General features: G+C 51.8%; 25 protein-coding genes and 1 tRNA gene. 16 read left to right on the top strand and 10 right to left on the bottom strand.

What is annotated here, in order from left to right; translation table 11 throughout:
* Nucleotides 1-174: 174 nt before the first annotated feature.
* The 5 genes from IP582_RS05790 to IP582_RS05770 all read left to right on the top strand — a co-directional run bounded on the left by IP582_RS05790 (nucleotide 175) and on the right by IP582_RS05770 (nucleotide 4,984).
* On the top strand, nucleotides 175-378 hold the full coding sequence (locus IP582_RS05790; RefSeq protein WP_193795347.1) for a hypothetical protein: 204 nt from the start codon (nucleotides 175-177) through the stop codon (nucleotides 376-378).
* Nucleotides 379-674: 296 nt separating this feature from the next.
* Nucleotides 675-920 carry a hypothetical protein gene (locus IP582_RS05785; protein WP_193795346.1) on the top strand — a complete coding sequence of 82 codons (246 nt, stop codon included), beginning with the start codon at nucleotides 675-677 and terminating at the stop codon, nucleotides 918-920.
* The gene (locus IP582_RS05780; protein ID WP_193795345.1) at nucleotides 917-2,035 is read left to right on the top strand and encodes a hypothetical protein; all 1,119 of its coding nucleotides are present in this window, start codon (nucleotides 917-919) and stop codon (nucleotides 2,033-2,035) included. The genes IP582_RS05785 and IP582_RS05780 overlap by 4 nt, the downstream gene beginning before the upstream one ends.
* Nucleotides 2,036-2,820: 785 nt before the next feature.
* Entirely contained in the window at nucleotides 2,821-3,921 is a 1,101-nt protein-coding gene (locus tag IP582_RS05775; protein WP_193795344.1) for an acyltransferase, read from the top strand.
* Nucleotides 3,922-4,507: 586 nt separating this feature from the next.
* Nucleotides 4,508-4,984 carry a WbuC family cupin fold metalloprotein gene (locus IP582_RS05770; protein ID WP_193795343.1) on the top strand — a complete coding sequence of 159 codons (477 nt, stop codon included), beginning with the start codon at nucleotides 4,508-4,510 and terminating at the stop codon, nucleotides 4,982-4,984.
* Here the strand turns inward: IP582_RS05770 and IP582_RS05765 are convergent.
* Complete coding sequence (locus IP582_RS05765) at nucleotides 4,974-5,171, bottom strand: hypothetical protein (RefSeq protein ID WP_255520046.1); 198 nt, start codon at nucleotides 5,169-5,171, stop codon at nucleotides 4,974-4,976. The genes IP582_RS05770 and IP582_RS05765 overlap by 11 nt on opposite strands.
* Nucleotides 5,172-5,204: 33 nt before the next feature.
* Between IP582_RS05765 and IP582_RS05760 the strand changes: the two genes are divergently transcribed.
* The gene (locus IP582_RS05760; protein ID WP_370551809.1) at nucleotides 5,205-5,711 is read left to right on the top strand and encodes a tyrosine-type recombinase/integrase; all 507 of its coding nucleotides are present in this window, start codon (nucleotides 5,205-5,207) and stop codon (nucleotides 5,709-5,711) included.
* Nucleotides 5,712-5,726: 15 nt separating this feature from the next.
* Here IP582_RS05760 and IP582_RS05755 read toward each other — a convergent pair.
* Nucleotides 5,727-5,803: transfer RNA gene (locus tag IP582_RS05755), tRNA-Arg, on the bottom strand.
* Between the two features lie 222 nt (nucleotides 5,804-6,025).
* Between IP582_RS05755 and folD the strand changes: the two genes are divergently transcribed.
* The 5 genes from folD (at nucleotide 6,026) to IP582_RS05730 (ending at nucleotide 10,811) form a co-directional block, all read left to right on the top strand.
* On the top strand, nucleotides 6,026-6,892 hold the full coding sequence (folD, locus tag IP582_RS05750; RefSeq protein WP_041852424.1) for a bifunctional methylenetetrahydrofolate dehydrogenase/methenyltetrahydrofolate cyclohydrolase FolD: 867 nt from the start codon (nucleotides 6,026-6,028) through the stop codon (nucleotides 6,890-6,892).
* A 1-nt stretch (nucleotide 6,893) separates the two neighbouring features.
* The gene (ybcJ, locus tag IP582_RS05745) at nucleotides 6,894-7,106 is read left to right on the top strand and encodes a ribosome-associated protein YbcJ (protein WP_041852425.1); all 213 of its coding nucleotides are present in this window, start codon (nucleotides 6,894-6,896) and stop codon (nucleotides 7,104-7,106) included.
* Between the two features lie 240 nt (nucleotides 7,107-7,346).
* Nucleotides 7,347-8,846, top strand: coding sequence for a PTS transporter subunit EIIC (locus tag IP582_RS05740; protein ID WP_193795341.1), 1,500 nt, complete (start codon nucleotides 7,347-7,349; stop codon nucleotides 8,844-8,846).
* Nucleotides 8,847-8,938: 92 nt separating this feature from the next.
* Complete coding sequence (gene malI, locus IP582_RS05735) at nucleotides 8,939-9,955, top strand: Mal regulon transcriptional regulator MalI (RefSeq protein ID WP_071195796.1); 1,017 nt, start codon at nucleotides 8,939-8,941, stop codon at nucleotides 9,953-9,955.
* A 331-nt stretch (nucleotides 9,956-10,286) separates the two neighbouring features.
* A complete protein-coding gene (locus tag IP582_RS05730) occupies nucleotides 10,287-10,811 on the top strand; it encodes a metal-dependent hydrolase (RefSeq protein ID WP_193795340.1) in 525 nt (174 codons plus the stop codon).
* Between the two features lie 163 nt (nucleotides 10,812-10,974).
* Here the strand turns inward: IP582_RS05730 and IP582_RS05725 are convergent, their stop codons facing one another.
* Entirely contained in the window at nucleotides 10,975-11,199 is a 225-nt protein-coding gene (locus IP582_RS05725) for a hypothetical protein (RefSeq protein ID WP_193795339.1), read from the bottom strand.
* Between the two features lie 241 nt (nucleotides 11,200-11,440).
* Nucleotides 11,441-12,826, bottom strand: coding sequence for a cysteine--tRNA ligase (cysS, locus tag IP582_RS05720; protein ID WP_193795338.1), 1,386 nt, complete (start codon nucleotides 12,824-12,826; stop codon nucleotides 11,441-11,443).
* A 174-nt stretch (nucleotides 12,827-13,000) separates the two neighbouring features.
* On the opposite strand from cysS, the gene ppiB reads away from it, so the two are divergent.
* The 4 genes from ppiB to purK all read left to right on the top strand — a co-directional run bounded on the left by ppiB (nucleotide 13,001) and on the right by purK (nucleotide 15,940).
* Nucleotides 13,001-13,495, top strand: coding sequence for a peptidylprolyl isomerase B (ppiB, locus tag IP582_RS05715; protein WP_041852430.1), 495 nt, complete (start codon nucleotides 13,001-13,003; stop codon nucleotides 13,493-13,495).
* A 2-nt stretch (nucleotides 13,496-13,497) separates the two neighbouring features.
* On the top strand, nucleotides 13,498-14,220 hold the full coding sequence (lpxH, locus tag IP582_RS05710) for a UDP-2,3-diacylglucosamine diphosphatase (protein WP_193795337.1): 723 nt from the start codon (nucleotides 13,498-13,500) through the stop codon (nucleotides 14,218-14,220).
* Nucleotides 14,221-14,366: 146 nt separating this feature from the next.
* Nucleotides 14,367-14,876 carry a 5-(carboxyamino)imidazole ribonucleotide mutase gene (purE, locus tag IP582_RS05705; RefSeq protein WP_193795336.1) on the top strand — a complete coding sequence of 170 codons (510 nt, stop codon included), beginning with the start codon at nucleotides 14,367-14,369 and terminating at the stop codon, nucleotides 14,874-14,876.
* Complete coding sequence (purK, locus tag IP582_RS05700; RefSeq protein ID WP_125125188.1) at nucleotides 14,873-15,940, top strand: 5-(carboxyamino)imidazole ribonucleotide synthase; 1,068 nt, start codon at nucleotides 14,873-14,875, stop codon at nucleotides 15,938-15,940. The genes purE and purK overlap by 4 nt, the downstream gene beginning before the upstream one ends.
* Nucleotides 15,941-16,027: 87 nt before the next feature.
* On the opposite strand, the gene IP582_RS05695 is transcribed toward purK, so the two are convergent.
* The 6 genes from IP582_RS05695 to ybbA all read right to left on the bottom strand — a co-directional run bounded on the left by IP582_RS05695 (nucleotide 16,028) and on the right by ybbA (nucleotide 23,425).
* Complete coding sequence (locus tag IP582_RS05695) at nucleotides 16,028-16,687, bottom strand: methionine ABC transporter permease (RefSeq protein WP_041852434.1); 660 nt, start codon at nucleotides 16,685-16,687, stop codon at nucleotides 16,028-16,030.
* Nucleotides 16,680-17,696: a virulence-associated ABC transporter ATP-binding protein SfbB gene (gene sfbB, locus IP582_RS05690; protein WP_193795335.1), complete on the bottom strand. Its 1,017-nt coding sequence runs from the start codon at nucleotides 17,694-17,696 to the stop codon at nucleotides 16,680-16,682. Before sfbB ends, IP582_RS05695 begins: the two co-directional genes overlap by 8 nt.
* A 57-nt stretch (nucleotides 17,697-17,753) precedes the next feature.
* Nucleotides 17,754-18,590, bottom strand: a complete 837-nt coding sequence (locus IP582_RS05685) for a MetQ/NlpA family ABC transporter substrate-binding protein (RefSeq protein ID WP_071195801.1) — start codon at nucleotides 18,588-18,590, stop codon at nucleotides 17,754-17,756.
* 409 nt (nucleotides 18,591-18,999) lie between these two features.
* On the bottom strand, nucleotides 19,000-20,145 hold the full coding sequence (locus tag IP582_RS05680; RefSeq protein WP_193795334.1) for a porin: 1,146 nt from the start codon (nucleotides 20,143-20,145) through the stop codon (nucleotides 19,000-19,002).
* Nucleotides 20,146-20,327: 182 nt separating this feature from the next.
* Nucleotides 20,328-22,742: a putative ABC transporter permease subunit YbbP gene (gene ybbP, locus IP582_RS05675; RefSeq protein ID WP_193795333.1), complete on the bottom strand. Its 2,415-nt coding sequence runs from the start codon at nucleotides 22,740-22,742 to the stop codon at nucleotides 20,328-20,330.
* Nucleotides 22,739-23,425: a putative ABC transporter ATP-binding protein YbbA gene (gene ybbA, locus IP582_RS05670; protein ID WP_193795332.1), complete on the bottom strand. Its 687-nt coding sequence runs from the start codon at nucleotides 23,423-23,425 to the stop codon at nucleotides 22,739-22,741. Before ybbA ends, ybbP begins: the two co-directional genes overlap by 4 nt.
* Between ybbA and tesA the strand changes: the two genes are divergently transcribed.
* A complete protein-coding gene (gene tesA / locus IP582_RS05665; protein WP_193795331.1) occupies nucleotides 23,393-24,019 on the top strand; it encodes a multifunctional acyl-CoA thioesterase I/protease I/lysophospholipase L1 in 627 nt (208 codons plus the stop codon). The two genes, ybbA and tesA, sit on opposite strands and share 33 nt — an antisense overlap.
* Nucleotide 24,020: the final 1 nt, after the last annotated feature.

The raw sequence follows: 24,020 nt of genomic DNA, 5'->3' as shown, positions 1-24,020 counted from the left end.
TGGCAATCTGGCTCCCCACCCGGCCATATAAAAATCATATAACTCTATAAATACATTAAGTTAACCACCAAAAGCGTCCATGGCCCCCCCTGAGAAAATCGAACCTCCTGGTAACCTTGCGCATGAAGGTGTAATAGTCAGAAAAGTGGATTCCCTTATCGTTGAGGTGGTTTTATGCGAGCAACAGAACAGAGTAAAGAGGAGATGGCGAAAGCTATCGGTTACGCTGTGATGGAGTTAGAAAATACAGGATGTGCTATCACGGCAGAAGCCATCAACGCGCGGCTGGAATTACGCAAGGGCTCCGAAAAGGCGTATGCACAAAGAGCAGCGGAACAGCCATACCAAATCAGGTTTAACGAATCGTTGTGTGGATGAAAAATGTCCCTACAGGATTCGAACCGGTGAGCTACGGCTTAGCCGTTCCTGGAACTACTTAAGTTAACAGTAAGTTACCGCGTCATTTCTGCGTTCACATGTACCATAATGCGAATACATGCAAAGACTTGCAAAGCTTGCGTGTCTCAAATCTGCTCATATTAGCTACGTCTATCTTCCAGATAAATCAGTGGTTGCGAAACGCTCACTCGCTACACCAGTGGATCTGGCAAGCTACCAACCATGTTTATGTCATGGTAGAATCGCGCCACCGCTGATATCAAAAGAAAGCTGTCATGAAGATTGGTAAAATAATTAAAAATATATCCTTTACTTTTTCAAAAACATTTTCTGTTCTTGCGCCATCTGCAATTGATAATCACATGAAACAGAAAAATGGAAAAAAAAGAAGGATAAAAATTAATATTTTATTTCAGACACTGAAAAACGTGATGATAATTATAACACCCCCCCAAAATCTGGCAACATACCGTCCTGCCACAAAATGGAAATGTAATAATGGAGAGGAATTTTTAAGATGAAAATCAAATCATTTTTTGTTTTTGGATTAAGTTGCCTATTCATATCAGGGCCAGGTTATTCACAAGATGATAAAGGTAACGAAAAATTAAATGAGGTTACTGTAAGGGGAAACCACCCAAGAGCAAATGGTATTTGGACACAATACGAAGGACTTAACACAGCCCTCCGTGGTCATGAAATCATAACGGATGTCATTGAGCCTAATTCCCAGTTCTATAACTGGAAGGGTGAGCCAGTAAAAGCTCATGATTTAACAAATCAAGATACTGATAATTATGATAGCCTTAACAATCGCTATCAAAATTTCCTGAGTGAAGTATGGAACTTTAAGCCTAACACTAATGCCGTTTCTATTTGGGGCGATTCCGCTGCAATAGCTAAAGATTCACAAGCATGGGGTGCATTGTTTAGTGCAAGGTCTGACTTTAAAGCCTTTGCAAAAGACGGTAAGTATCATGATCTGGCACCTGCTGGCTCTGATTTCACGTTCAACCCGGACGATTATGACAACCAACTTGTTGGTGTTGAAATTGACGTGCTTAACGGCGGAAAGCCAGGCGTATTTCCTAACAAATCAAAAGTTGGTTTGCAGGTAGTTGGCTTCGGTAATCCTAATTCTATGGCTATGGAAGTACGCAGTGAAGATACCGATAAGGACGTTCCTGCCGAAAAGAGACGCGGTGTATGGGAAAGTGGAATTTATTTCAAAAACTCCATAGCTGACTACGGAAGACTTATCGTTGCTGACTTTGATAAAGCCAAAATGGGCTTTGATTTCAGGAAATCTCTGTTCAGAGAAGGTATCATGCAGGCCCGCTCAGAAGGTGTTGGCACTGGTATCATCCTGAACGAAGGTAAATCAGGCGAAATTTATGGTGGCCTGAGATGGAACGAATCAGATGATAAGAGAAACTGGATTTCCATAAGAAATGGACAGGGTGGCACTCGCATAGTTTCGAATGATAACACTAAAGAAATATTTGCTGTTGATAATGACGGCGGCGTTTACATTAATGGCGATATTTATATAAATGGCAAAAAAATAAACGACCTGCTAGCTCTTGATGAGAGAGTTTCAAAATTAGAAAAACAATTGAGCGAAATGAAGAAATAAAACACTGGGGTGATGTATATCACCCCTTAAATTTATTTACTTTACAATCCCCCAATGCTTGAAATTGCATCTTGTAGTGCCTATATAATTGGAGAAATGAACTAGTCATATCGCAATCCAAGAGAGTCAACTTCGCCTTCGAATTAATCACCAAAATAACCAGTTTCAAGCATGTCTGGCGATGCTTTAACTTTCTGTGCTATACATCCATAATGAGTACGCTTACTTTCAACAGACCTTACAAAGTATTTTTCTTTGGAACTTTGACAGTTTCCATTTTTGGAACCTTGCTTTCTCAAGGAAATTACCGTTTTCATCAAATACACTTATTGACCCAAATATCGGATTATCAACTTCATCCTAAACTTATTTACGAACAATTTTGACTGAACCGCCAACCAACGCTCGTTCGTTTATTTCTTCTTTTTTTAACAAATTATATCCTTAGGCTTAAGCTGAATGGTGTCACGAAACGCGACAAAACATCGTTTCTGCAGGGCTTAGCCACCGACCGAAATCCTGTTTATAAAAACAGTATTCTTGAATACCATTTTTAGTCAGCTGCTACGGTGGAGATTTTCGAATCTATGGCGAAGAGGATGCAATCGTGAGATGGCAAGGCACCAATCAGTTCTCTGAGCATCCTCTCAGCACGGTATGGCATATTAGCTAGATAAATCAACAATCTTAAGTTGATTTAAAAAACTTAACTCCAAAGCAACAGTTGTTGAACTATCATAATCTTTCTATTTCCTTCAAATCAATAACACCAAAGAGACATATGGATGAGCAGCACAATTTTTAGCCCTTCAGAAGTCGAAGAAACTGGAAAAAAGAGCGCCAGCTTAACAACGGATAAATCACGTCATAATTATTTGGATTTTTCAAAAGGTCTGGCCATCTTCCTTGTTATAGAGACCCACGCAAGAGAAATGGCAGGAACTAACTTTTATGGGTTTATTTTAAAAACCGCATTCTACTCAATAGACCGAAATGGCGTGCTGTTATTTTTTCTTTGCTCAGGAGCATTGCTCTTATCAAAGGACACATTTGATACAGCCAAACTTTTTAAGAGATGCCTCAGGTTAACAATCATCCTGTCAATATATTCCATAGCGACAAATAGCGTATTCTACATAGCTGATGGTAAGAATGCGCTGCTTGAAATAAAAGACGCATTATTGTTTAATAACATGTTAACATCATTTAATTATGACAAGGCAATACACTTATGGTTTTTGTGCGCTTACATACCTTTACTGTTAGCATCACCATTAATTGGACTTGCTGTTAGATCAATGTCTAGCAAGGCTCTTACGTTTTTTATTTCATTATTGATTTTATGTGGCCCACTGTCAAAGGTAATGACAACTATAGATGCTCAGGGTTTTGAATTATTTGATGCAGGTGACAAAGCAACATTTCTGATGTACATGGTTATTGGTTACGCTATTCATAACGACAGACTAAAAATTTGCAAAACCAAGCCTTATTTAGCACTATTAGCAGCCGTCATTAGCGCCATTACTAGCGTCATTTGTCAAAATTTTATGTTCACTTCTGATTTTTTTAATGAGAATGACTGGCGGGTGCTTAGCAACTACTCTTCATCTATATTCCTACTCCCATCTGCAGTTTTTTTATTTATATTCCTGAGAAACACAAAAATAAAATCAAACATTATAGAAAGAATTGGAAAATGTTCATTTGGAATTTACTTGACTCATTATATGATTATGAAATGTATGTTCATGGCAATTCCTATATTCTCCTCGTTGCTCGAGAAATATGTGATGTCTATGATAATGACGCTGGTTGCGTTGTCCCTTAGCATGATTGCCTCAGAGCTATTGACGCGATTAAGACTTTCTTACTTAGTAAGATAGTCTAGAGTTGCTTCTCTTCTGGCGCAAAAAAGGCATAGCCATCTGCGCCAGAAAAGCCTGCCTTGAGGGAAGTCCCCCGGTAACACTACGGCGCAACAAATGGTTAAAATCATGGCCGAGGCTGGTGGGAGACAGAAAATTATTGATTATCTGCACAACGACTGACCTGCCCTTTATATCAGATACAACGGCAGGTTAATAATATCGGCTTGTTTACTGACTTGCCCTTTGTTGATTAGTACCTTACTACGTTACAAAATCTCTTTCTGCTGCAGAACTAAAGTAAACGTCCGCTATTCGCTCATAGCGGACTTTCAGCTCTGTTTGCTAGTCCGCCTCGTGCCAGGAGCAGACATTACTATCGATAATATGTAATTTTCACCGATGAGCAGAACATATCCCGTTGACACCATGCAATGAATGATCTGATACATAGGCGAAAAAATGATAAGGTATTTTCAGTAAAAGTAACAAATCCTGTTTCTGCTTTGGAAAGTTGAAACGATAATGATTAAAAAGATATTGATAGCATAAAACCTCACGGCATCCGGGTTCCTGTGAGCGACCTACATTCACAAAGGCTAATATGAAACAAATTACGTTCAGTGATCTACAAGAACAAAGCGAACAGGCTGAAAATTCCCCTCGCTTACGTGCTCATCGTAATCTCCACTCTGAATTGAGCGATCCTGTTCAGCGCCTGGCTATCGCTATGGAACCGGGTACCTATGTTCGCCCTCACCGCCACCCGCACACGTTTGAGCTGCTGACATCCCTCATCGGACGCTTTTTGGTATTGAATTTTGATGACGAAGGCAACGTAACCCACCGCGTTGTGTTAGGTGAAGACTGCAAGCTGCTGGAAATGGATGCTGGGACCTGGCATGCAGTGTTGTCGATGGATAAAGGAGGCGTTATTTTTGAGGTAAAACACGGAGGTTACCAGCCAGTAGCTGAGCAAGATATGGCCCCATGGGCACCCGCCGAAAACGAGCCAGGAACAGCTGAGTTGATGAAATGGTATGCACAGGCGCAAGTGGGTGATGGTGGTTTTACCCTGTAATTTCTGCTTTGAGCGGGGTGCTTTTACATGACTTTTTCAAAGAACACCACTGTGTGGCCGAAAATACAGAGGCACTGGTGATCTTCAGACGCTGATTCTCATTTTTATTTATCAGATACATGGCATCACTGACGGGGTAAAGAATATCGCCTGGCTGTATGAGGAATTTGGAGGTGACCTCAGACATCATTTTTAATGTTCCGGCATGAAGAATGAGCATATAGCGACTCGCTTTACCCAGATAAATATGCAACGCCGGGTTGCGTGGACAAATCCTGAGGACAGCAAATCAAACAGGGCTATTGGCGTAGCGCTGAATGATACAGCATGCCGTGTACTCAGGGAGCAGATAGGTAAGCACCATAAATGGGTGTTCGTTCACACTAAAGCCTGGCATCGACCAGATGGAACGTTAACGCCACAAGTCAGGAAGATGCGCGTCGATGACAGCAGGGCATGGAATGCAGCATGTCGCCGAGCGGGGATAACTGATTTCCGGTTTCACGACCTGAGACACACATGGGCAAGCTGGTTAATACAATCAGGCGTCCCATTATCCGTTTTACAGGAGATGGGCGGATGGGAGTCAATAGAAACGGTGCGTCGGTATGCCCACCTTGCACCTAACCATTTTACTGAACATGCACGCCAGATTGATGCGATTTTTAACGATGATGTCCCAAATATGTCCCACCATGAAAATATGGAGGTGAAGATAAACTGGTAACTCATTGATTTGAAATGGTACGCCCTACAGGGTTCGAACCTGTGACCTACGGCTTAGAAGGCCGTTGCTCTATCCAGCTGAGCTAAGGGCGCACTGATATCCCTTACGGGAGAGTTGCGGATCGGGATTATACGGTCAACACCTGTCGAGTCAATGACTTTGCTCTCAGATGCTCGCGAAGTGAGCACCATTGCGCACTTTCTCCGCCCTGCCTTTACGCACGAAACATAAACGGTAACTGACAGCGCCGCCCACTTCTGACAAAATATACACATCCCCACTTCTTTTTAGTTACAGATGGAATCTTCTCTCTGATGGCAGCAAAGATTATAGATGGTAAAACGATTGCGCAGCAGGTGCGCTCTGAGGTTGCTGAAAAGGTGAAAGCCCGCCTGGCAGCCGGAAAACGCGCCCCTGGTCTGGCCGTTATCCTCGTCGGTAGCAACCCTGCGTCGCAGATTTATGTCGGCAGCAAACGCAAAGCGTGTGAAGAGGTGGGTTTCATCTCCCGCTCCTACGATTTGCCGGAAACCACCACCGAAGCCGAACTGCTGACGCTTATCGACAAGCTCAATGCCGATAACGAAATCGACGGTATTCTGGTTCAGTTACCGCTGCCTGCCGGTATCGATTATGTCAAAGTGCTGGAACATATTTCGCCGGATAAAGACGTCGACGGTTTCCACCCGTATAACGTTGGCCGCCTGTGCCAGCGTGCGCCGCGTCTGCGCCCGTGCACCCCGCGCGGTATCGTGACGCTGCTTGAGCGTTACAACATTGATACCTACGGCCTGAACGCCGTGGTCATCGGCGCATCTAACATCGTCGGTCGCCCGATGAGCATGGAGCTGCTGCTGGCCGGTTGCACCACCACCGTGACCCACCGCTTCACCAAAAACCTGCGCCACCACGTGGAGAACGCCGATCTTCTGGTCGTTGCGGTCGGCAAACCGGGCTTTATTCCGGGTGAGTGGATCAAAGAAGGCGCCATCGTGATTGATGTTGGCATCAACCGTCTGGAAAGCGGCAAAGTGGTTGGCGATGTGGTTTACGAAGACGCCGCGGCGCGCGCCTCATACATCACACCGGTGCCGGGCGGTGTAGGCCCGATGACCGTCGCAACCCTGATTCAGAACACACTACAGGCGTGCGAAGAGTACCACGACGTGGAGAAAGCATAAGATGGCAACATTCTCACTGGGCAAGCATCCGCACGTTGAACTGTGCGATCTGCTGAAACTGGAAGGCTGGAGCGAAAGCGGCGCGCAGGCGAAGATCGCTATTGATGACGGTCTGGTCAAGGTCGACGGCAAGGTCGAAACCCGTAAGCGTTGCAAGATCGTTGCCGGGCAAACCGTTGTATTTCAGGGACAAAGCGTCACCGTAGTCGCCTGATATCCCTTCTACAGGCCCGTTCACCGGGCCTGTTTCCCTCTCCATTTCCCTTACTATCAGCACGGTCAATAATTGATCGCCTTCAAATAATCACATTTTGCTATGGCCGAAAGTGAAATTTCAGTTGCGGAGAAGAATCGCTTCTAACACGATAAGTAGAACGTTTTACTAGAACGTTCTACTGACAATAAATGTGCGTGTTTAGCGCAACAAAAAGCCTGGATTCGGGGGAATCACACGATGAATGTGTTATCAGGGTTTATTAAATCACTCTCAAAGTTGTCCATGATTGGGCGTGCATTAATGCTGCCCATCTCATTACTGCCTGCCGCCGGTCTGCTGCTGGCGTTTGGCGATAAGTTTCATTTACCGCTGATGATGAATGCCGGTGGGGTTATTTTCGATAACCTGCCGCTGCTGTTCGCCATCGGCTCTGCGGTTGGTCTGGCCTCTGAATCCGGGATTGCCGCCCTTTCTGCGGCCGTGTCGGTGTTTGTCACCAACATTACCATCAGCACCGTACTGTCGATTACGCCGGAAATGGCGTCACAGGGCGGAAAATATGCGATGGTGGTCGGTATCCCGTCGCTGCAAATGGGGGTGTTTGGCGGCTTAATCTGCGGCATCCTCGCAGCCTGGTGCTACAACCGCTTCCACACCATGCAGTTGCCTGAGTTTTTGGGCTTCTTCTCCGGTAAGCGTTTTGTTGCCATCGCCACTGCGTTTATGTCGTTTATTCTCGGCCTGCTGCTGCCCTACGTCTGGCAACATATCCAGGCGGGCATAGACGCGCTCTCCGTTATCGTTAACGGCGATAATCAGGCGGCCTCAACCTTTATCTTTGGCCTGACAGAACGTGCGTTAATCCCACTCGGCCTGCACCATATCTGGTATCCGTCGTTCTGGTACTCCTTCGGTGACTACACCACTCAGGCAGGCCAGGTTATCCACGGCGACCAGACAATCTGGTTCAAAATGCTGGAGGAAGGCACCAAGTCGTTCAGTAGCGACACCTATCAGAACGCCGGTAAATTCATGCAGGGCGAGTTCCCGCTGATGCTGTTCGCACTGCCTGCCGCCTGTCTGGCGATGTACCACGAAGCGCATACCAAAAACAAAAAAATCGCTGCGGGTATTCTCTTCTCCGCCGCGCTGACCTGCTTCTTAACGGGCATCACTGAGCCGGTCGAATTTACCTTTATCTTCGTCGCGCCGATTCTGTATGTGTTCAATGCGATCATGGCGGGCCTGGCCTACATGTCCATGTACCTGATGCATGCGCATATCGCAAAGTCGTTCTCAGCCGGTCTTATCGACTACATTTCGTTTGGTATTCTGCCGTCGTTTAATGGCTATGAGACAAACTACCTGAATGCGGTGATCATTGGCGTGCCGATGGCGCTGATCTACTACTTTACTTTCCGCTTTGTTATCCGTCGGTTTGATATCAAAACACCGGGCCGTACCGAAGTGTCTGCGGACGCGAAAGACAAAACGGACGAGGAGCTGGTTACCGAGATTGTGGACCTGCTGGGCGGGGCGAAAAACATTGATTCCGTTGGTTCCTGTATTACCCGCCTGCGTATTGAAGTGCTGGACGGCAGCCAGGTTAATAAAGAAGGACTTAACGGTGTGGGTGCACGCGGCGTGGTCTTTGTCGGGGATAAAGGCGTGCAGGTGATCTTCGGCGCCAGAGCCCAGTTTATTGCTCAGGCTATGGCGACATCGCTTGGCAAATAACCTTGTGCTGGTAAGGTGAAATAAGTCTCCTGTATTTATGCAGGAGGCTTTACTATTTCTGACTGATTATTCTGTACTTTCAGGGAGCACGATTGAAAAAGGTCAGCATCATTGATGTCGCTAAACTGGCGGGCGTTTCGGTTTCAACCGTCTCTCTGGTGTTGCGCCAAAAGGGAAAAATCTCCGATGCCACCATCGAGAGAGTTCAGTCGGCTATCAATGAACTGGGATATGTGCACAATGTCGCTGCCGCTAATCTGCGCGCCAATACTTCGAACCTGATTGGCCTGATCTTACGTGATTTCAGCGACAGTTTTTCCATCAAGGTGATGGCGAGCATTGTCCAGGAGCTGGAGCGTAAGGGCTATATGGTCTTCCTGGGACAGCCGCTGGATGATCATGAGCACCTGGAACGCTGTCTGCTCTCTTTTAAGCAACAGGGCGTGGCGGGCGTGATATATCTCTCGTCGGATCCCCTTAATCCGCATTTACCGGAAAAAATCAGCCAGTGTCCGCTGCCGATGGTGGTGGTGTCCCAGTCCATGCCCGCCGAGAGCTGCAATCTGGTGATGCGCGATAGCCGCCAGGCCGCAAGCCTTGCCACGCGCTACCTTATCGAACGCGGGCATCGCAGCATCGCCTATATCGGCGGTCTGGAAAAAGACCTGGTACGTCACCAACGTTTGTTGGGCGTACACAGCGCCCTCAAGCAATACGGTATGGTGCTGCGCGATGAGTATGCTCCCGCCTGCAGTGAATCGACCGAATCAGCCAGCCTGGCAACGCGTCATTTGCTGGAAAAAAACAACACCATCACCGCCCTGCTATGCCATTCGCCGAACGCGGTGATTGGCTCTATCAGCGGTATTCATCAGGTGGGGCGCACCATCGGTAAAGATGTCTTTCTGACGCAACAGGTGGCGCTGATAGGCTTCGAGGATATGCTCCACGTGAATCTCACCTCCCCCTCTTTTACCTATGTCTCGTCGGCCAGTGAAGAGGCGGGCCGTCAGGCTGCGGGGCTGATTATACGTAAGCTGAAAGAGCCAGATTTGCTGACGCAGACGATTACCCTTTCCGGGCAACTGGTGGTGCGGGAATCCGCATAATAAAGCGAGTATTGGCCCGCGTTTTTAATGGATGCTGCACTGAGTCATTCGCGTTTCATTACGACGGCAGCATTCGCCACATCCCCCATTTTTTCAGGTGTCATGGCGCACTCTGCCGGATAAGTCACCATGCGCATCAGAGCGGGTATTTCGGTTTTTGTATAACATCACCCTGTTTATACGGCAGACCAACTATCAGAAAACGCTGATGTTAATTTCCTGCCGCATCGCAAAAATAATTTTTTCTTTATATCCTGACTTATCAGAAAGCACACATCCGGCGATATAAGCCGTCTCGTTTATACTCTTTTCTTTTGTTCAAGGACTGACAATGCCAACCATTATTACTCACGCCGCCGTACCACTTTGCCTGGGGTTGGGACTCGGCAACAAGGTGATCCCCAGGGGATTATTGCTGGCAGGCGTTGCCCTTGCGATGTTGCCGGATGCCGATGTGCTGGCATTCAAATTTGGCGTGGCGTACGGCAATGTGTTTGGTCATCGAGGCTTCACCCATTCGCTGTTATTCGCCTTTGTAGTGCCGATTCTGGTGACATGGCTGGGGCGACGCTGGTTTAAAGCGAGCCTGATGCGCTGCTGGGCTTTTTTGACCGTCTCATTGCTGTCGCACAGTTTGCTGGATTCGATTACCACCGGCGGCAAAGGAGTTGGCTGGCTTTGGCCATGGTCAGATGAACGCTTTTTTGCGCCCTGGCAGGTGATTAAGGTCGCGCCTTTTGCCCTGTCGCGGTATATGACGCCTTACGGGCATCAGGTGATCATTTCGGAATTGCTGTGGGTGTGGGTGCCGGGACTCATTCTGATGGGTGTGCTGTGGCACTGGCGGTCCCGATAATTCAGGCTGCGTAGCCGCCTTATCCGGGCTACGACCGGTTTTCTCCCTCTCCCCTGGGGCTGAGGAATCCCCACAAAGATGCGAGCACGAACGGTCCCCTCTCCCTGAGGGAGAGGGCCAGGGTGAGGGGAAAAATGCGGCTCTGATGGTCATTCCGTTCACCTTATGTTCGTTGCTTTTCTGTCGCGACAGAACCCGTGAACGTGCCAGGGGGGTTCACCGCCACCCCCCTGGCGACCCGGGTTCCCGGCCAGGAAAATCGCCGCTGGCGCGGTCCATGATGCTTATGTCGTCTGACTTTCGGGTCGGGGACCAGCCTGCGTCCTTGCAGGCTATCCCCTCCGCCCGCTTCCCTGCGGGCGGCCCCGGTCAGCCGCCGACGCCTCATCGATTTTCAGCCGGACCCTGTCATCGCTGTCACTGTTTTATTCTTATTAAGCGGCGTTATCGCTGTAAAACGTAAGATTACTGGGGATTCCTCAGCCCCTGGGGAGAGGGTTGGGGTGAGGGGAATATGCGGCTCAGGTGGAGGGTTCCGTTCACCGTATGTTCATGGCGAAATGTCACCCTCGAACACATGAACGGGGAAAGGGGAAAGGGGAACATCGCGTTCCCCTCAGTAGCAGTAATTACTTACGGCGCCAGGTCGTACCCTGTGGGCCATCTTCCAGCACAATGCCCATCTCATTAAGACGGTCGCGCGCCGCATCTGCTGCTGCCCAGTCTTTCGCTTTACGCGCATCCAGACGCTGTTGAATCAACGCTTCAATCTCAGCCACTTCGCTATCGTCTGCCTGCGCACCGCTTTGCAGGAACGCATCGGGATCCTGTTCCAGCAGCCCCAGCACAGAAGAGAGCTTACGCAGATGCGAGGCCAGCGCATTCGCCGCCGCCATATCTTCTGATTTCAGGCGATTCACTTCACGCGCCATATCAAACAGCACCGAATAGGCTTCCGGCGTGTTGAAGTCATCGTTCATGACCTCAACAAAGTGCGCTTCAAACGCCTCGCCACCGGCCGCCGCAACAGACCTGTCGGTACCGCGCAGCGCGGTATACAGACGTTCCAGCGCTGAACGCGCCTGCTTGAGATTCTCTTCGCTGTAGTTTAACTGGCTGCGATAGTGGCCGGACATCAGGAAGTAGCGAATAGTCTCGGCGTCGTAATATTTGAGCACATCACGGACGGTAAAGAAGTTACCCAGCGATTTGGACATCTTCTCGCGATCGACCATCACCATGCCGGAGTGCATCCAGTAGTTCACATACTCGCCGTCATGGGCGCAGGTTGACTGGGCAATTTCGTTTTCATGGTGCGGGAACATCAGATCAGAACCGCCGCCGTGAATATCGAAATGGTTGCCCAGTTGTTTGCAGTTCATCGCGGAACATTCAATGTGCCAGCCCGGACGCCCTTCGCCCCACGGCGAGGTCCAGCTCGGCTCGCCCGGCTTGGACATCTTCCACAGCACGAAGTCCATCGGGTTACGCTTCACGTCAACGACGTCTACGCGCGCCCCCGCCTGCAGCTGGTCGAGATCCTGGCGCGACAACTGACCGTAGTTCGGGTCCGTCGGCACAGAGAACATCACGTCGCCATTGTCAGCAACATAGGCGTGACCACGAGCGATCAACTGTTCAGTGATTTCGATGATCTCATGGATATGGTGCGTCGCACGCGGTTCCATGTCCGGGCGCAGAATATTGAGGGCATCAAAATCTTTGTGCATTTCCGCGATCATTCGGTCGACCAGCGCCACAAAGCTTTCGCCGTTTTCATTGGCGCGTTTGATAATTTTGTCGTCAATATCGGTAATATTGCGCACGTATTTCAGCTTATAGCCGATAAAACGCAGGTAGCGAGCGACCACATCAAACGCCACGAAAGTACGGCCATGACCAATATGACAGAGATCGTAAACAGTGATACCACACACGTACATGCCGACTTCCCCGGCATGGATAGGTTTGAATTCCTCTTTTTGGCGCGTCAGTGTATTGAAGATTTTTAACATCGAAGATTCCATGTAGACGTGTGTGGAACGGAAAAACGCATATATTACCTGTAATTCAATCCCGAAGCAGCACACTTTGCAAGGTGATCCAACCTCCCGGTTATGCTATAACAAGCGACTATCACTGACCCACAGTCGGGTCTGCGCACTACTCTACCGGAACAGGATGCAAAAATGGTTACTTTCCACACTAATCACGGCGACATCGTAATCAAAACTTTTGATGATAAAGCGCCTGAAACAGTTAAAAACTTCCTGGACTACTGCCGTGAAGGTTTTTACAACAACACCATTTTCCACCGTGTCATTAATGGCTTTATGATCCAGGGCGGCGGCTTCGAGCCGGGCATGCATCAGAAAGCAACCAAAGACCAGATCAAAAACGAAGCTAACAACGGCCTGAAAAACACCCGTGGCACGCTGGCAATGGCGCGTACTCAGGCTCCGCACTCTGCAACTGCACAGTTCTTTATCAACGTCGTGGATAACGACTTCCTGAACTTCTCTGGCGAAAGCCTGCAGGGTTGGGGCTACTGTGTGTTTGCCGAGGTGGTTGAAGGCATGGACGTGGTAGACAAAATTAAAGCCGTTCCTACCGGCCGCAGCGGTATGCATCAGGACGTGCCGAAAGAAGATGTCGTGATTGAAAGCGTGACCGTCAGCGAGTAATCGTGGCGACACTTTTTATCGCAGACCTTCATCTGCAAACAGAAGAACCGGCGATCACCGCCGGTTTTCTGCGTTTTTTGACAGGCTCAGCACGTCAGGCTGACGCGCTCTATATTTTGGGTGACCTGTTCGAAGCCTGGATTGGCGACGATGACCCCACACCCCTGCACCGTGACATTGCCGCCGCCATTAAGGCGCTGGTCGACAGTGGCGTGCCCTGTTACTTCATCCATGGCAATCGCGACTTCCTGCTCGGCAAACGCTTTGCGCGCGAAAGCGGCATGCAGCTTCTGCCGGAAGAGAAAGTGCTCGACCTCTATGGCCGCAAGGTACTGATTATGCACGGCGACACGCTCTGTACGGACGACGCAGGCTACCAGGCGTTTCGCGCCAAAGTCCACAAGCCCTGGTTACAGAGGCTGTTTCTTGCCCTGCCGCTGTTTGTTCGCCAACGTATCGCAGCCAGAATGCGCGCGGGAAGCAAAGCCGCCAACAGTAGCAAATCGCTGGCCATCATGGACGTTAATCCGCAGGCAGTGGTTGCCGCGATGGAAAGACACCGGGTTCAGTGCCTGATTCACGGTCATACTCATCGCCCGGACGTGCACGAGCTTATCGCAAACGGTAAACCCGCCATGCGCGTTGTCCTCGGCGCCTGGCACACCCAGGGCTCTATGGTGAAAGTGACCGCCGCCGACGTCGAGCTGATCCCTTTTCCGTTCTAAGAATTTGAACCGCTGATGCGCATGCTCCGCAACAGCGGATTGCAGCATCCATCGCCACGCAACCGTTTTCCTTGCCCGTTTTCCGTGCTATTCTTTGTGCCCTCAAAAGCTGTCCGTAGTCACACCCACAGGAGTTTTCTTAACGCATGTCTTCTGTTAACCAACCGGCGCGTATCGCCATTGTCATGGGATCGAAAAGCGATTGGGCGACCATGCAGTTCGCCACCGAAATTCTCGATATCCTGAATGTCCCGCACCACGTTGAAGTCGTCTCCGCTCACCGCACCCCCGATAAACTGTTCAGCTTTGCCGAAAGCGCCGAAGAGAACGGTTTTCAGGTGATCATTGCGGGTGCAGGCGGCGCGGCGCACTTGCCGGGGATGATTGCAGCGAAAACATTAGTGCCGGTGCTGGGTGTGCCAGTACAGAGCGCCGCGCTGAGCGGTGTGGATAGCCTCTACTCTATCGTCCAGATGCCGCGCGGTATTCCGGTCGGTACGCTGGCCATTGGCAAAGCCGGGGCCGCGAATGCCGCCCTGCTGGCCGCGCAAATTCTGGCCCAGCACGACGCCGAACTGCATCAGCGCCTGGCCGAGTTCCGCCGCGCCCAGACCGACGAAGTGCTGGAAAACCCGGATCCACGGGGTGCGGCATGAAACAGGTTTGCATCTTAGGTAACGGTCAGCTTGGCCGCATGCTGCGCCAGGCGGGTGAACCGCTGAGTATCGCCGTCTGGCCCGTGGGGCTTGATGCAGACCCGGAAGCGGTGCCGTTCGCCCAGAGCGTGATTACCGCAGAGATCGAACGCTGGCCGGAAACCGCGCTGACCCGCGAGCTGGCGCGTCATCCGGCGTTTGTGAATCGCGATGTGTTCCCGATTATTGCCGACCGCCTGACGCAAAAGCAGTTGTTCGACAAACTTAAGCTTGCCACCGCACCGTGGCAGTTGCTAGCAGACAAAAGCGAATGGCCTGCGGTCTTCAATACGCTGGGCGAGCTGGCGATTGTCAAACGCCGCGTGGGCGGGTACGACGGTCGCGGTCAGTGGCGTCTGCGTGCAGACGAGACGGAACAATTGCCGGATGACTGCTACGGCGAATGCATCGTTGAGCAGGGCATCAATTTTTCCGGTGAGGTATCGCTGGTGGGCGCACGCGGCCATGACGGCAGCACGGTGTTCTATCCGCTGACTCACAATCTGCATCAGGACGGTATTCTGCGCACCAGCGTGGTCTTTCCGCAGGCCGACATGCGCCAGCAACAGCAAGCGGAAAGTATGCTTTCTGCCATTATGCACGAGCTGAATTATGTGGGCGTGATGGCGATGGAGTGCTTTGTGACCCCGGCGGGCTTGCTAATCAATGAGCTGGCGCCACGTGTGCACAACAGCGGCCACTGGACGCAAAACGGCGCGTCTATCAGTCAGTTTGAGCTGCATCTGCGCGCGGTGGTGGATTTACCGCTGCCGCCACCGGTGGTTAACAGCCCGTCGGTGATGGTGAACCTGATCGGCAGCGATTTGAATTATGACTGGTTAAAACTGCCGCTGGTGCATCTGCACTGGTACGACAAAGAGGTGCGTCCGGGCCGTAAGGTGGGGCACCTTAACCTGAATGACAGCGACACCGGCCGCCTGAGCGCGACGCTGGAAGCGCTGGTGCCGCTGCTACCGCCAGAGTATGCCAGCGGCATCGCCTGGGCACAGGCAAAACTTGCCTGACTGGCTCCCCGGCGGCGCTGCGCTTGCCGGGGCTACGGTTCAGCTCGTAGCCCGGATCAGGCGGTCACGCCGCCATCCGGGAACATTTCAATGCCTGTCGCGCTTGTCCGCCCTTTGTGCCAGCCAGTCACCCAGCATCTGCACGACCTGCACCAGTACAATCAGCGCGACCACGGTGACAATCATCACCTGGGTTTCGTAGCGGTAGTAACCGTAACGGATAGCCAGGTCACCGACGCCGCCGCCGCCCACGATCCCCGCCATCGCCGAGTAACCGATCAGGCTCACCAGCGTAATGGTTAACCCACGCAGCAGGCCCGCGCTGGCTTCCGGCAACAGCACCGTACAGATGATGCGCATAGGGCTGGCGCCAAAGGCTTCCGCCGCTTCAATAATGCCTTTGTCCACTTCACGCAACGCGCCGTCCACCAGACGGGCATAGAAGGCAATCGCCGCCACGGACAGCGGCACCGATGCGGCAATCGGCCCGATGGTGTTGCCGAGCAAAAACTGGGTTAACGGCAGCAGCAGAACCAGCAGGATGACAAAAGGCACGGAGCGGATGATGTTCACCAGCACGGAGCTAATGAGATAGACCGCGCGGTTTTGCCAGAAGAGGTTTCGGTCGGTCACGAAGATCAGAAACCCCAGCGGCAGGCCACCGATGATCGCCAGCACCGTTGAGATGCTCAGCATCTGGAAGGTTTCACCAAACGCGAGGCTCAAATCAGCCAGTAAATTATCCACGGATCACCTCCACCTGAGCGGTACGGTTACGAATGTAGTCTACCGCCTGTTCGACAACAGCCGGGTCTTCTGCGGTAAGTTGCACCACCAGAATGCCGAGCGCGCGCTCACCGATATACTCAATTTTCCCGTGCAGAATATTAACCGCCACACCAAAGTTGATGGCCGCATCAGAGAGAACCGGCTGCTCAGCAGAATCGCCAATAAACAGGATTTTCAACAATTGTCCCGGCAGGTGCTCCCGCAGACGGTCCGGCAGCGTCAAATTCAACGTGCGTGAAACCAGTTGTTGAGTAAAGGCATGCTGCGGATGGGCGAAAATATCAAACACATCGCCGATTTCTACCACCTTGCCGCCGGACATGACCGCCACGCGATCGCAGATGGATTTGATCACGTTCATCTCATGGGTGATCAGCACGATCGTGATACCGAGCTGTGCGTTGATCTGCTTGAGCAGTTCGAGAATAGTGGCCGAGGTTTCCAGATCCAGCGCCGAAGTCGGCTCATCGCACAGCAACACGTCCGGGTGGTTAGCGATAGCGCGAGCGATACCGACACGCTGCTTCTGCCCGCCGCTCAGTTGTACCGGGTAGCGGTTTGCTTTGTCGCCCAGCCCCACCAGTTCAAGGATTTCCGTGACGCGCGGGGCGATTTTGTTGCGATCCCACCCCGCCGCTTTCAGGCTGAACGCCACGTTTTGCGCGACGGTGCGGGTATGCATCAAGTTGAAGTGCTGAAAGATCATGCCGATACGCTGACGGGCTTTACGCAGCGTCAGGCCTTCCATTTTTGAAATCGCCACGCCGTTCACTTTGACGCAGCCTTCACTCGGGCGCTGCAGGGCATTCAACGTACGCAACAGGGTGCTTTTCCCCGCGCCGCTGGTGCCGACAATGCCAAAAATCTCACCGGGCGCAATACGCAAGCTGACGTTGTCCACGGCACGCATGGGTTTCGCTCCCCGCACGGCGGGAAAATCCACGCACACCTTATCTATCTCAATCATGTGTCCCTCAAATAGCAAAAGGCAGGCCGCAGCCTGCCTGTTAACCCAGCGCTGCCCTTACTTCTTATCAGCGGCAGTCATCCACTCCGGTTTCTGGAAGGCACCGTAAACATTTTTCGGATCGTCAATCACCGCACGGTAAGCCGGAGATTTCACGACCTCAACAATGTCTTTGGCGAAGGGTTTATCCGCATCTTCACTGCGTACCGCAATGATGTTTTTGAGATTCTCATCCAGATGTTCTTGCTTGATCGCAGTAGAAAGATCCAGACCAGCGGCAATAGCGAAGTTACCGTTGACCAGGGCTGCAGTGGCGCTATCCAGCGTACGTGGCAACTGCGCGGCTTCCAGCGGCTTAAACACCAGCCCTTTCGGGTTGCTGGCAATATCGCGTTCAGAGGCTTTGGTCGGATCGATATTGTCTTTAATAGTGATCAGATCCAGCGATTTCAGGAAACGCAGGCCACGGGCCAGGTTAGTCGGATCGTTGGACAGCGTAACGATGTCGCCTTTTTTCAGCTCATCGAGGCTTTTAATTTTGTGGGAATAGAAGCCCATGCCCGCCGTCGGTACGGTGATCAATTTGGTCAGCTTCAGCCCTTTATCCGCGGTGAATTTATCGAAATAGAGCGAGTGCTGGAACAGGTTGGCATCAATACTGCCATTCGACAGCGCCATATTCGGCTGCACGTAGTCGCTGAATTCGCGCACCACGACTTTGTAGCCTTTCTCTTTCAGTGACGGCTCAATGGCCTGTTTGACCATGTCGCCATATGGCCCCGGCGCAACGCCGAAGACAATGGTGTGCGGATCGCTATTGGCCTGCGCGGAAGATAAACCGCATGCCAGAAGTAGCGCCCCAACGGTGGCGCGTAAACCGAGACGACGTCCCATACATTCTCCCTAACGAAGTGTGTCTGCTGTGTGGCGCACCGTCGACGCGGCGCGCTCCATATTCATTACAGGGATAAGATGGCATAAACATAACGTAGCGGTAATTGAAATAAATTCATGTTGTTGTGAAGTATGTCACTGAATGATGGGAGATTTTGCAAAGCTAAGGCGATGAAGCATAAAGAAAAGCGAAATTCAGTCGCCTTCCTTTATGCTTTTTTTAGATAAGCAAAGTGAGATCTTTGCTAAGCAGAAGTGCAGGACGCTAATTCCGGGGTCAGTGGGCGTTATCGGCGCAGACAGGTTGAACACAGACAGCGCGCAGAAACCGGAACGGACACGCAGTACGTGGGGTTTCGAGCGCTGCCGGATTCAAACTGGCAAGTCAGATAGCCAAATGCCTGGAATTTTAGAAGTCGTAGCGCAGACGCACCAGGTTCATATCGCCCAGATCGTCGGTGCTGGAGGTAAACACGTGTTCGTAATCCACGCGGAAACCATAATCCAGTTGGAAGCTAATACCTACGCCATTATCGATACGCTGATAGTTGCGTCCATTCACGTATTCGATGCGATCGCCCATAAAGTACGGCTGGACAGATTTCACAGCGTACTGATTAACCGGGATCTTATAACCGGCAAAATATTCAACGCCCCACGCATCACCCGCGAAGTAATTGTGAACCGTGTTTTTCTTGCTCAGCAGGAAGTTCTGATACCAGCCGCCGCCAGCGGAGAAGGTCCAGTTATCCGGTGTCCAACTCAGCGCAGTACCGAGAATATTCTGGTCATACGTTTTGCTGTCGTCATTGCCCGGATTGCGCATTTCAGCACGGGTATAGTTCCAGGCCGCGCCCCATGTCAGGGTGTTAGTCAGATGGTAATCCAGGCCCAGCGAGCCACCACCTTTACGTTTGTAACGCAAACCGTTACCCGGCAGATATTCGTTGTCATCGAACAGATATGAGGCGTAAACATCCGCATCCCCGAACGTATTCTTATATTTCAGCATATTGCGTGAGCGATAAGAGCCATCATAGTCGCCGTTGATACCGTTACCCGGCGCCTGACCGATCATGTCGTAATCCCAGATATCGGTTTTCGCCCCTACCACATCATAGTAAATGCTGTTTTGCTGACCGTAGGTTAATGTCCCCCAGGTTTTGCTTTTCAGTCCGGTATAGAGCATACGGCGCGTGGTGTCGTGGGCACCTTTTGCATAGTGATTATCCCAGTCAAACACCGCCGGAATATTGACGCCCAGCTCGTAGTAGTTAATCCAACTGATGTCATCAAACAGGTAGTAATCACTGGCGAAGCGGAAACGGGTACCGCCGTCGAAGCCGTTACGTTTGTAAGAGCCTTTATCGCCATCTCCCGTCATCATGTTGAACTGCGGACGAATACTGCCGCCCACGGTGAAATTCAGACGGCTTAACGGATCGCCCGCCTGCGGATCTTGTTTCAACAGCGTGATCTCTGCTTGCGTTGCAAATGAGGTCATCGCCAGTGCCGCGCCGATCGTTATCGCCAGCGCTTTTATTTTATGTGCCATGCTGTTTCCTTGGTTAATAAGCAGCCAAATAGTTGCCAGCTGAATATTAACGCCGATTAAGCACGCTATGTTGTCGAGTTTTTCGTACTTTGTGCGCTTAAAAATCAGGTAGTTAGCAATTTGTGCACTTAAAAAAATACACGCCGATTATTTAACCGACGTGTAATCAAAATGACATGATTTTACTGGTTAAACTGACGGAACAGCGCTTTCCCTTTAAGTAGCCGTGTACCCAGCCAGCCACCGCATGCGGATAACAAAACGGCGCCGCACAGCGGTAAGGTTAACCACAACCGCCAGTCCGGCTCCCACGGGAAATCAAAGACTTTTGTTTGCAGCACCGCCAGCGCCGTTTCCGCACCGATCGCCGCCACCAGCCCGGAGACAAGCCCGAGCAGGGCAAATTCACACCACAGCGTGGTGCGTAACAGTCGCTTGCCGGCACCGAGCGTACGATACACCACCAGTTCCTGATGACGCTGGCGCATCCCCACCTGCACCTGGGCCAGCAACAGCAGCACGCCGCACAGGGTGACCAACACAACCATCACTTCCAGCACCCGACTCACCTGCTCCAGCACCTGGCCAACCTGTTTTAAGATAGCGCCAATATCCAGCAGGCTGATGGTGGGAAACTCGCGGTTAAGCTGGGTCAGCATACCGTTGCCATTCTGCCAGCGGAAACTGGTTAGCCAGCTTTGCGGCTGTCCGTCCAGCGCCCCCTGCGGGAAAATAAAGAAGAAGTTAGGACGCAGGCTTTCCCAGTCCACTTTGCGCAGGCTGGTGACTTTAGCGCTGAAATCCTGGGTATCACCCATAAAGGTCACGCTGTCGCCGAGCTTAAGTTTGAGACGTTTTGCCAGTTCTTCTTCGACCGAGACCTCACCGGGTTTTGGTGGCCAGGAGCCTGCGATAACCGGGTTGTGGTTTGCTTCCGCCCCCTGCCAGGTCAGATTCAATTCTCGGTTCAGCGCTTCATCCGGGTTCCCTTCCGTACTTTGACCGTTAATCTGCGTCAGTCGGGCACGCACGATGGGCCAGAACGCCTGGGTTATCACCTGGTGCTCAGAGAGAAACGCTTTCACCGGTTCGACCTGCTCCGGGGCAATATTAATGAGGAAATAGTTCGGGCTTTCCGGTGGAAGCTGTTGCTGCCAGTGGTCGAGCAGATCGCCACGCAGCATCAGCAACATTGCCAGCAGCATGAATGACAGCGAGAAAGCCGATAACTGACTCAGCGTCGACCATGGCTGGCGCAGCAGACGATTGACCGCCAGACGCAGCGGCAATGTTTTGAGGGTAAGCTTTTTCATTACCCGCAGCAGCAGCCAGCCGACTACGCCGCACAGCAATGCCAGGACCACCGCCCCCGCCAGCACCGACCACAGCAGCATGCTGGCCCCCATCAGCCAGGCCAGCAGCAACACAGACACGATACTGATAACGGGAATATAAAATTTCAGCGGCCAGACATCGGCGACAGCGTCACGCCGCAATACCCGCAAAGGCTGCGTTGCCAGCAGCAAGCGCCAGGGCCGTACCCCCACCAGCAACGAAATCACCAGCATGGCGCCAATCGACCAGAGCCACGGCCAGCCGCTGGCGGCAGGGAGTGCCACCGGCAGAACCGGCTTGAGCAAGATCAGCAGGATTTTTTCAAACAACAGCCCCATCGCGCCACCGGTGATGGACGCCAGCGCGATCACCATCAGCCACTGCCCGATGATCAATTTGCGTAACTGCGCCCTGCTCGCCCCCAACGTTTTGAGAATGGCCACCAGGTCGTAACGACTGCGACAATAGTGCCCCATCGCGACAGCCACCGCCGCGACTGACAACAGCAGGGTTAACAACGCCGACAGCAGCAAGAATTGCTGGGAGCGCTGTAATGACTTGCCGAGCGCGCCGTCATCCTGCTCAAGGCCATACCAACGATGTTCCGGCTTAAGCTTCGGCAGTAACCATTTTTCGTAGGCTTCCAGTTGTGCGGGTGTCCCGGCAAATTTTACCCGCCAGGTGACGCGGCTTCCTGGCTGTACCGCTCCTGTTTTCGCCACATCCGCCGTATTCATTAATAATCGGGGCGCCATTTCGAACGGGTTAAAACCGGAATCTGGCTCCTGCACCACCTCCCCGGCGATACGCAGCGTGGCATCCCCCACATCAATCGAGTCGCCGGTTTTCAGGTTTAGCAGCGCCATCAGCCGTGGGGCCAGTAGCACCGTTCCGGCCAGCGGTTTGACCGCAGGCGGCGTGGTTTGCAGGTCGCCGTAGAGTGGATAACTGTCATCCACCGCTTTCACGTTTGCCAGTTGTGGTGTGTCACCGGCGAAGGTCATCGTGGCAAATGAGATTTGCTCGCTAACTTTAAGCCCCTCTTTTCGCGCCTCTTCCAGCCACGCCTGCGGAATTTCACGTGAACTGCGCAACGCCCTGTCGCCAGCCATAAACTCGCGGCTCTGCTGGCTTAATCCTTTTTCCATCCGGTCGCTGATATTGCCCAGCGCCAGCACACAGGCCACCGCCAGGCTTAGCGCCAGCCAGACAATGAGCAATGAGGGAGAGCGCCATTCGCGCCAGAACCAGCGGGCGATCATGCTTCCTCCCGCAGTTCGCCGTTCACCAGACGTAATCGTCTGTCGCAACGCGCCGCCAGTTGAGGATCGTGCGTGACCAGAATCAGGGTGGTGCCATATTGCTGGTTCATCGAGAAGAGCAAATCAGCAATCTTTTCGCCGGTCTGCCTGTCGAGGTTGCCGGTGGGTTCGTCGGCAAACAGCAGCGCCGGGCGACCATTAAACGCACGGGCCAGCGCCACACGCTGTTGCTCGCCGCCGGAAAGCTGCGCGGGAAGGTGATCGAGACGTTTCCCCAGCCCCAACTCTTCCAGTAACCCTTTAGCACTGGCACGACTCTGCGCGCTGTTTTCTCCCCGTAACAGTGCCGGAAGCTCGACGTTTTCCAGCGCATTCAGGGTGGGGATCAGCATAAAAGACTGGAAAACAAAACCGACGTGCGCGGCACGCAGCTTTGCCCGCGCCTCTTCATCCATCGCGTGAAGCGGCTGGCCCAGCAGGTTCACTTCGCCGCTACTGCCATCATCAAGCCCGGCAAGAATCGCCAGCAATGTTGACTTACCCGAGCCTGATTCACCAATCAGGGCGATGGTTTGCGCCCGTTTGACAACAAGCTCAACTCCGGTGAGGATGGAAAGTTCATGCTCCCCCTGACCGACGGACTTCTTAAGATGATGAACTTCAACAATGTTTTCCGCTGGCATTTGGCCTTCCTGTTTTTGCTTCTGTTTAGCCTGCGTGCCGCCGCTGCGGACACGTTACTGATTCTGGGAGACAGCCTGAGCGCGGGCTATCGCATGGCGGCCAATACCGCCTGGCCTGCGTTGCTCAACGAGAAGTGGCAACAAAAACCTCCCGTCATCAACGCCAGCATTAGCGGCGACACTTCGCAACAGGGGCTGGCACGTTTACCCGCGCTGCTTAAAGAGCATCAGCCTCGCTGGGTGTTGATTGAGCTGGGAGGTAACGATGGTCTGCGCGGCTTTGCGCCTCAACAAACAGAACAAACGCTGCGTACCATTTTGCAGGCGGTAAAAGCCGCAAACGCCGAACCCTTGCTGATGCAAATACGGCTGCCCGCCAACTATGGACGCCGTTATACTGAGTCATTCAGCGCCATCTATCCTAAGCTCGCCAAAGAGTTTGATATTCCTCTGTTGCCGTTTTTCATGGAAGAGGTCTATCTCAAACCCCAATGGATGCAGGATGATGGGATCCACCCGAACCGTGACGCTCAGCCTTTTATTGCCGACTGGATGGCGACCCGGTTGGCTCCATTAGTTAATCACGACTCCTGAT

Source organism: Citrobacter sp. BDA59-3, assembly GCF_015167655.1.
GTDB lineage: Bacteria > Pseudomonadota > Gammaproteobacteria > Enterobacterales > Enterobacteriaceae > Phytobacter > Phytobacter diazotrophicus.
The sequence above is the reverse complement of the archived record's forward strand: the minus strand, read 5'-3'. Positions and strand labels throughout refer to the sequence as shown.

Coding starts and splice junctions, on each gene's coding strand:
- IP582_RS05790 (WP_193795347.1), top strand. CDS start 175: ATGCGAGCAACAGAACAGAGTAAAGAGGAGATGGCGAAAGCTATCGGT.
- IP582_RS05785 (WP_193795346.1), top strand. CDS start 675: ATGAAGATTGGTAAAATAATTAAAAATATATCCTTTACTTTTTCAAAA.
- IP582_RS05780 (WP_193795345.1), top strand. CDS start 917: ATGAAAATCAAATCATTTTTTGTTTTTGGATTAAGTTGCCTATTCATA.
- IP582_RS05775 (WP_193795344.1), top strand. CDS start 2,821: ATGAGCAGCACAATTTTTAGCCCTTCAGAAGTCGAAGAAACTGGAAAA.
- IP582_RS05770 (WP_193795343.1), top strand. CDS start 4,508: ATGAAACAAATTACGTTCAGTGATCTACAAGAACAAAGCGAACAGGCT.
- IP582_RS05765 (WP_255520046.1), bottom strand. CDS start 5,171: ATGTCTGAGGTCACCTCCAAATTCCTCATACAGCCAGGCGATATTCTT.
- folD (WP_041852424.1), top strand. CDS start 6,026: ATGGCAGCAAAGATTATAGATGGTAAAACGATTGCGCAGCAGGTGCGC.
- ybcJ (WP_041852425.1), top strand. CDS start 6,894: ATGGCAACATTCTCACTGGGCAAGCATCCGCACGTTGAACTGTGCGAT.
- IP582_RS05740 (WP_193795341.1), top strand. CDS start 7,347: ATGAATGTGTTATCAGGGTTTATTAAATCACTCTCAAAGTTGTCCATG.
- IP582_RS05730 (WP_193795340.1), top strand. CDS start 10,287: ATGCCAACCATTATTACTCACGCCGCCGTACCACTTTGCCTGGGGTTG.
- IP582_RS05725 (WP_193795339.1), bottom strand. CDS start 11,199: ATGAGGCGTCGGCGGCTGACCGGGGCCGCCCGCAGGGAAGCGGGCGGA.
- cysS (WP_193795338.1), bottom strand. CDS start 12,826: ATGTTAAAAATCTTCAATACACTGACGCGCCAAAAAGAGGAATTCAAA.
- ppiB (WP_041852430.1), top strand. CDS start 13,001: ATGGTTACTTTCCACACTAATCACGGCGACATCGTAATCAAAACTTTT.
- purE (WP_193795336.1), top strand. CDS start 14,367: ATGTCTTCTGTTAACCAACCGGCGCGTATCGCCATTGTCATGGGATCG.
- purK (WP_125125188.1), top strand. CDS start 14,873: ATGAAACAGGTTTGCATCTTAGGTAACGGTCAGCTTGGCCGCATGCTG.
- sfbB (WP_193795335.1), bottom strand. CDS start 17,696: ATGATTGAGATAGATAAGGTGTGCGTGGATTTTCCCGCCGTGCGGGGA.
- IP582_RS05685 (WP_071195801.1), bottom strand. CDS start 18,590: ATGGGACGTCGTCTCGGTTTACGCGCCACCGTTGGGGCGCTACTTCTG.
- IP582_RS05680 (WP_193795334.1), bottom strand. CDS start 20,145: ATGGCACATAAAATAAAAGCGCTGGCGATAACGATCGGCGCGGCACTG.
- ybbP (WP_193795333.1), bottom strand. CDS start 22,742: ATGATCGCCCGCTGGTTCTGGCGCGAATGGCGCTCTCCCTCATTGCTC.
- tesA (WP_193795331.1), top strand. CDS start 23,393: ATGATGAACTTCAACAATGTTTTCCGCTGGCATTTGGCCTTCCTGTTT.
- ybbA (WP_193795332.1), bottom strand. CDS start 23,425: ATGCCAGCGGAAAACATTGTTGAAGTTCATCATCTTAAGAAGTCCGTC.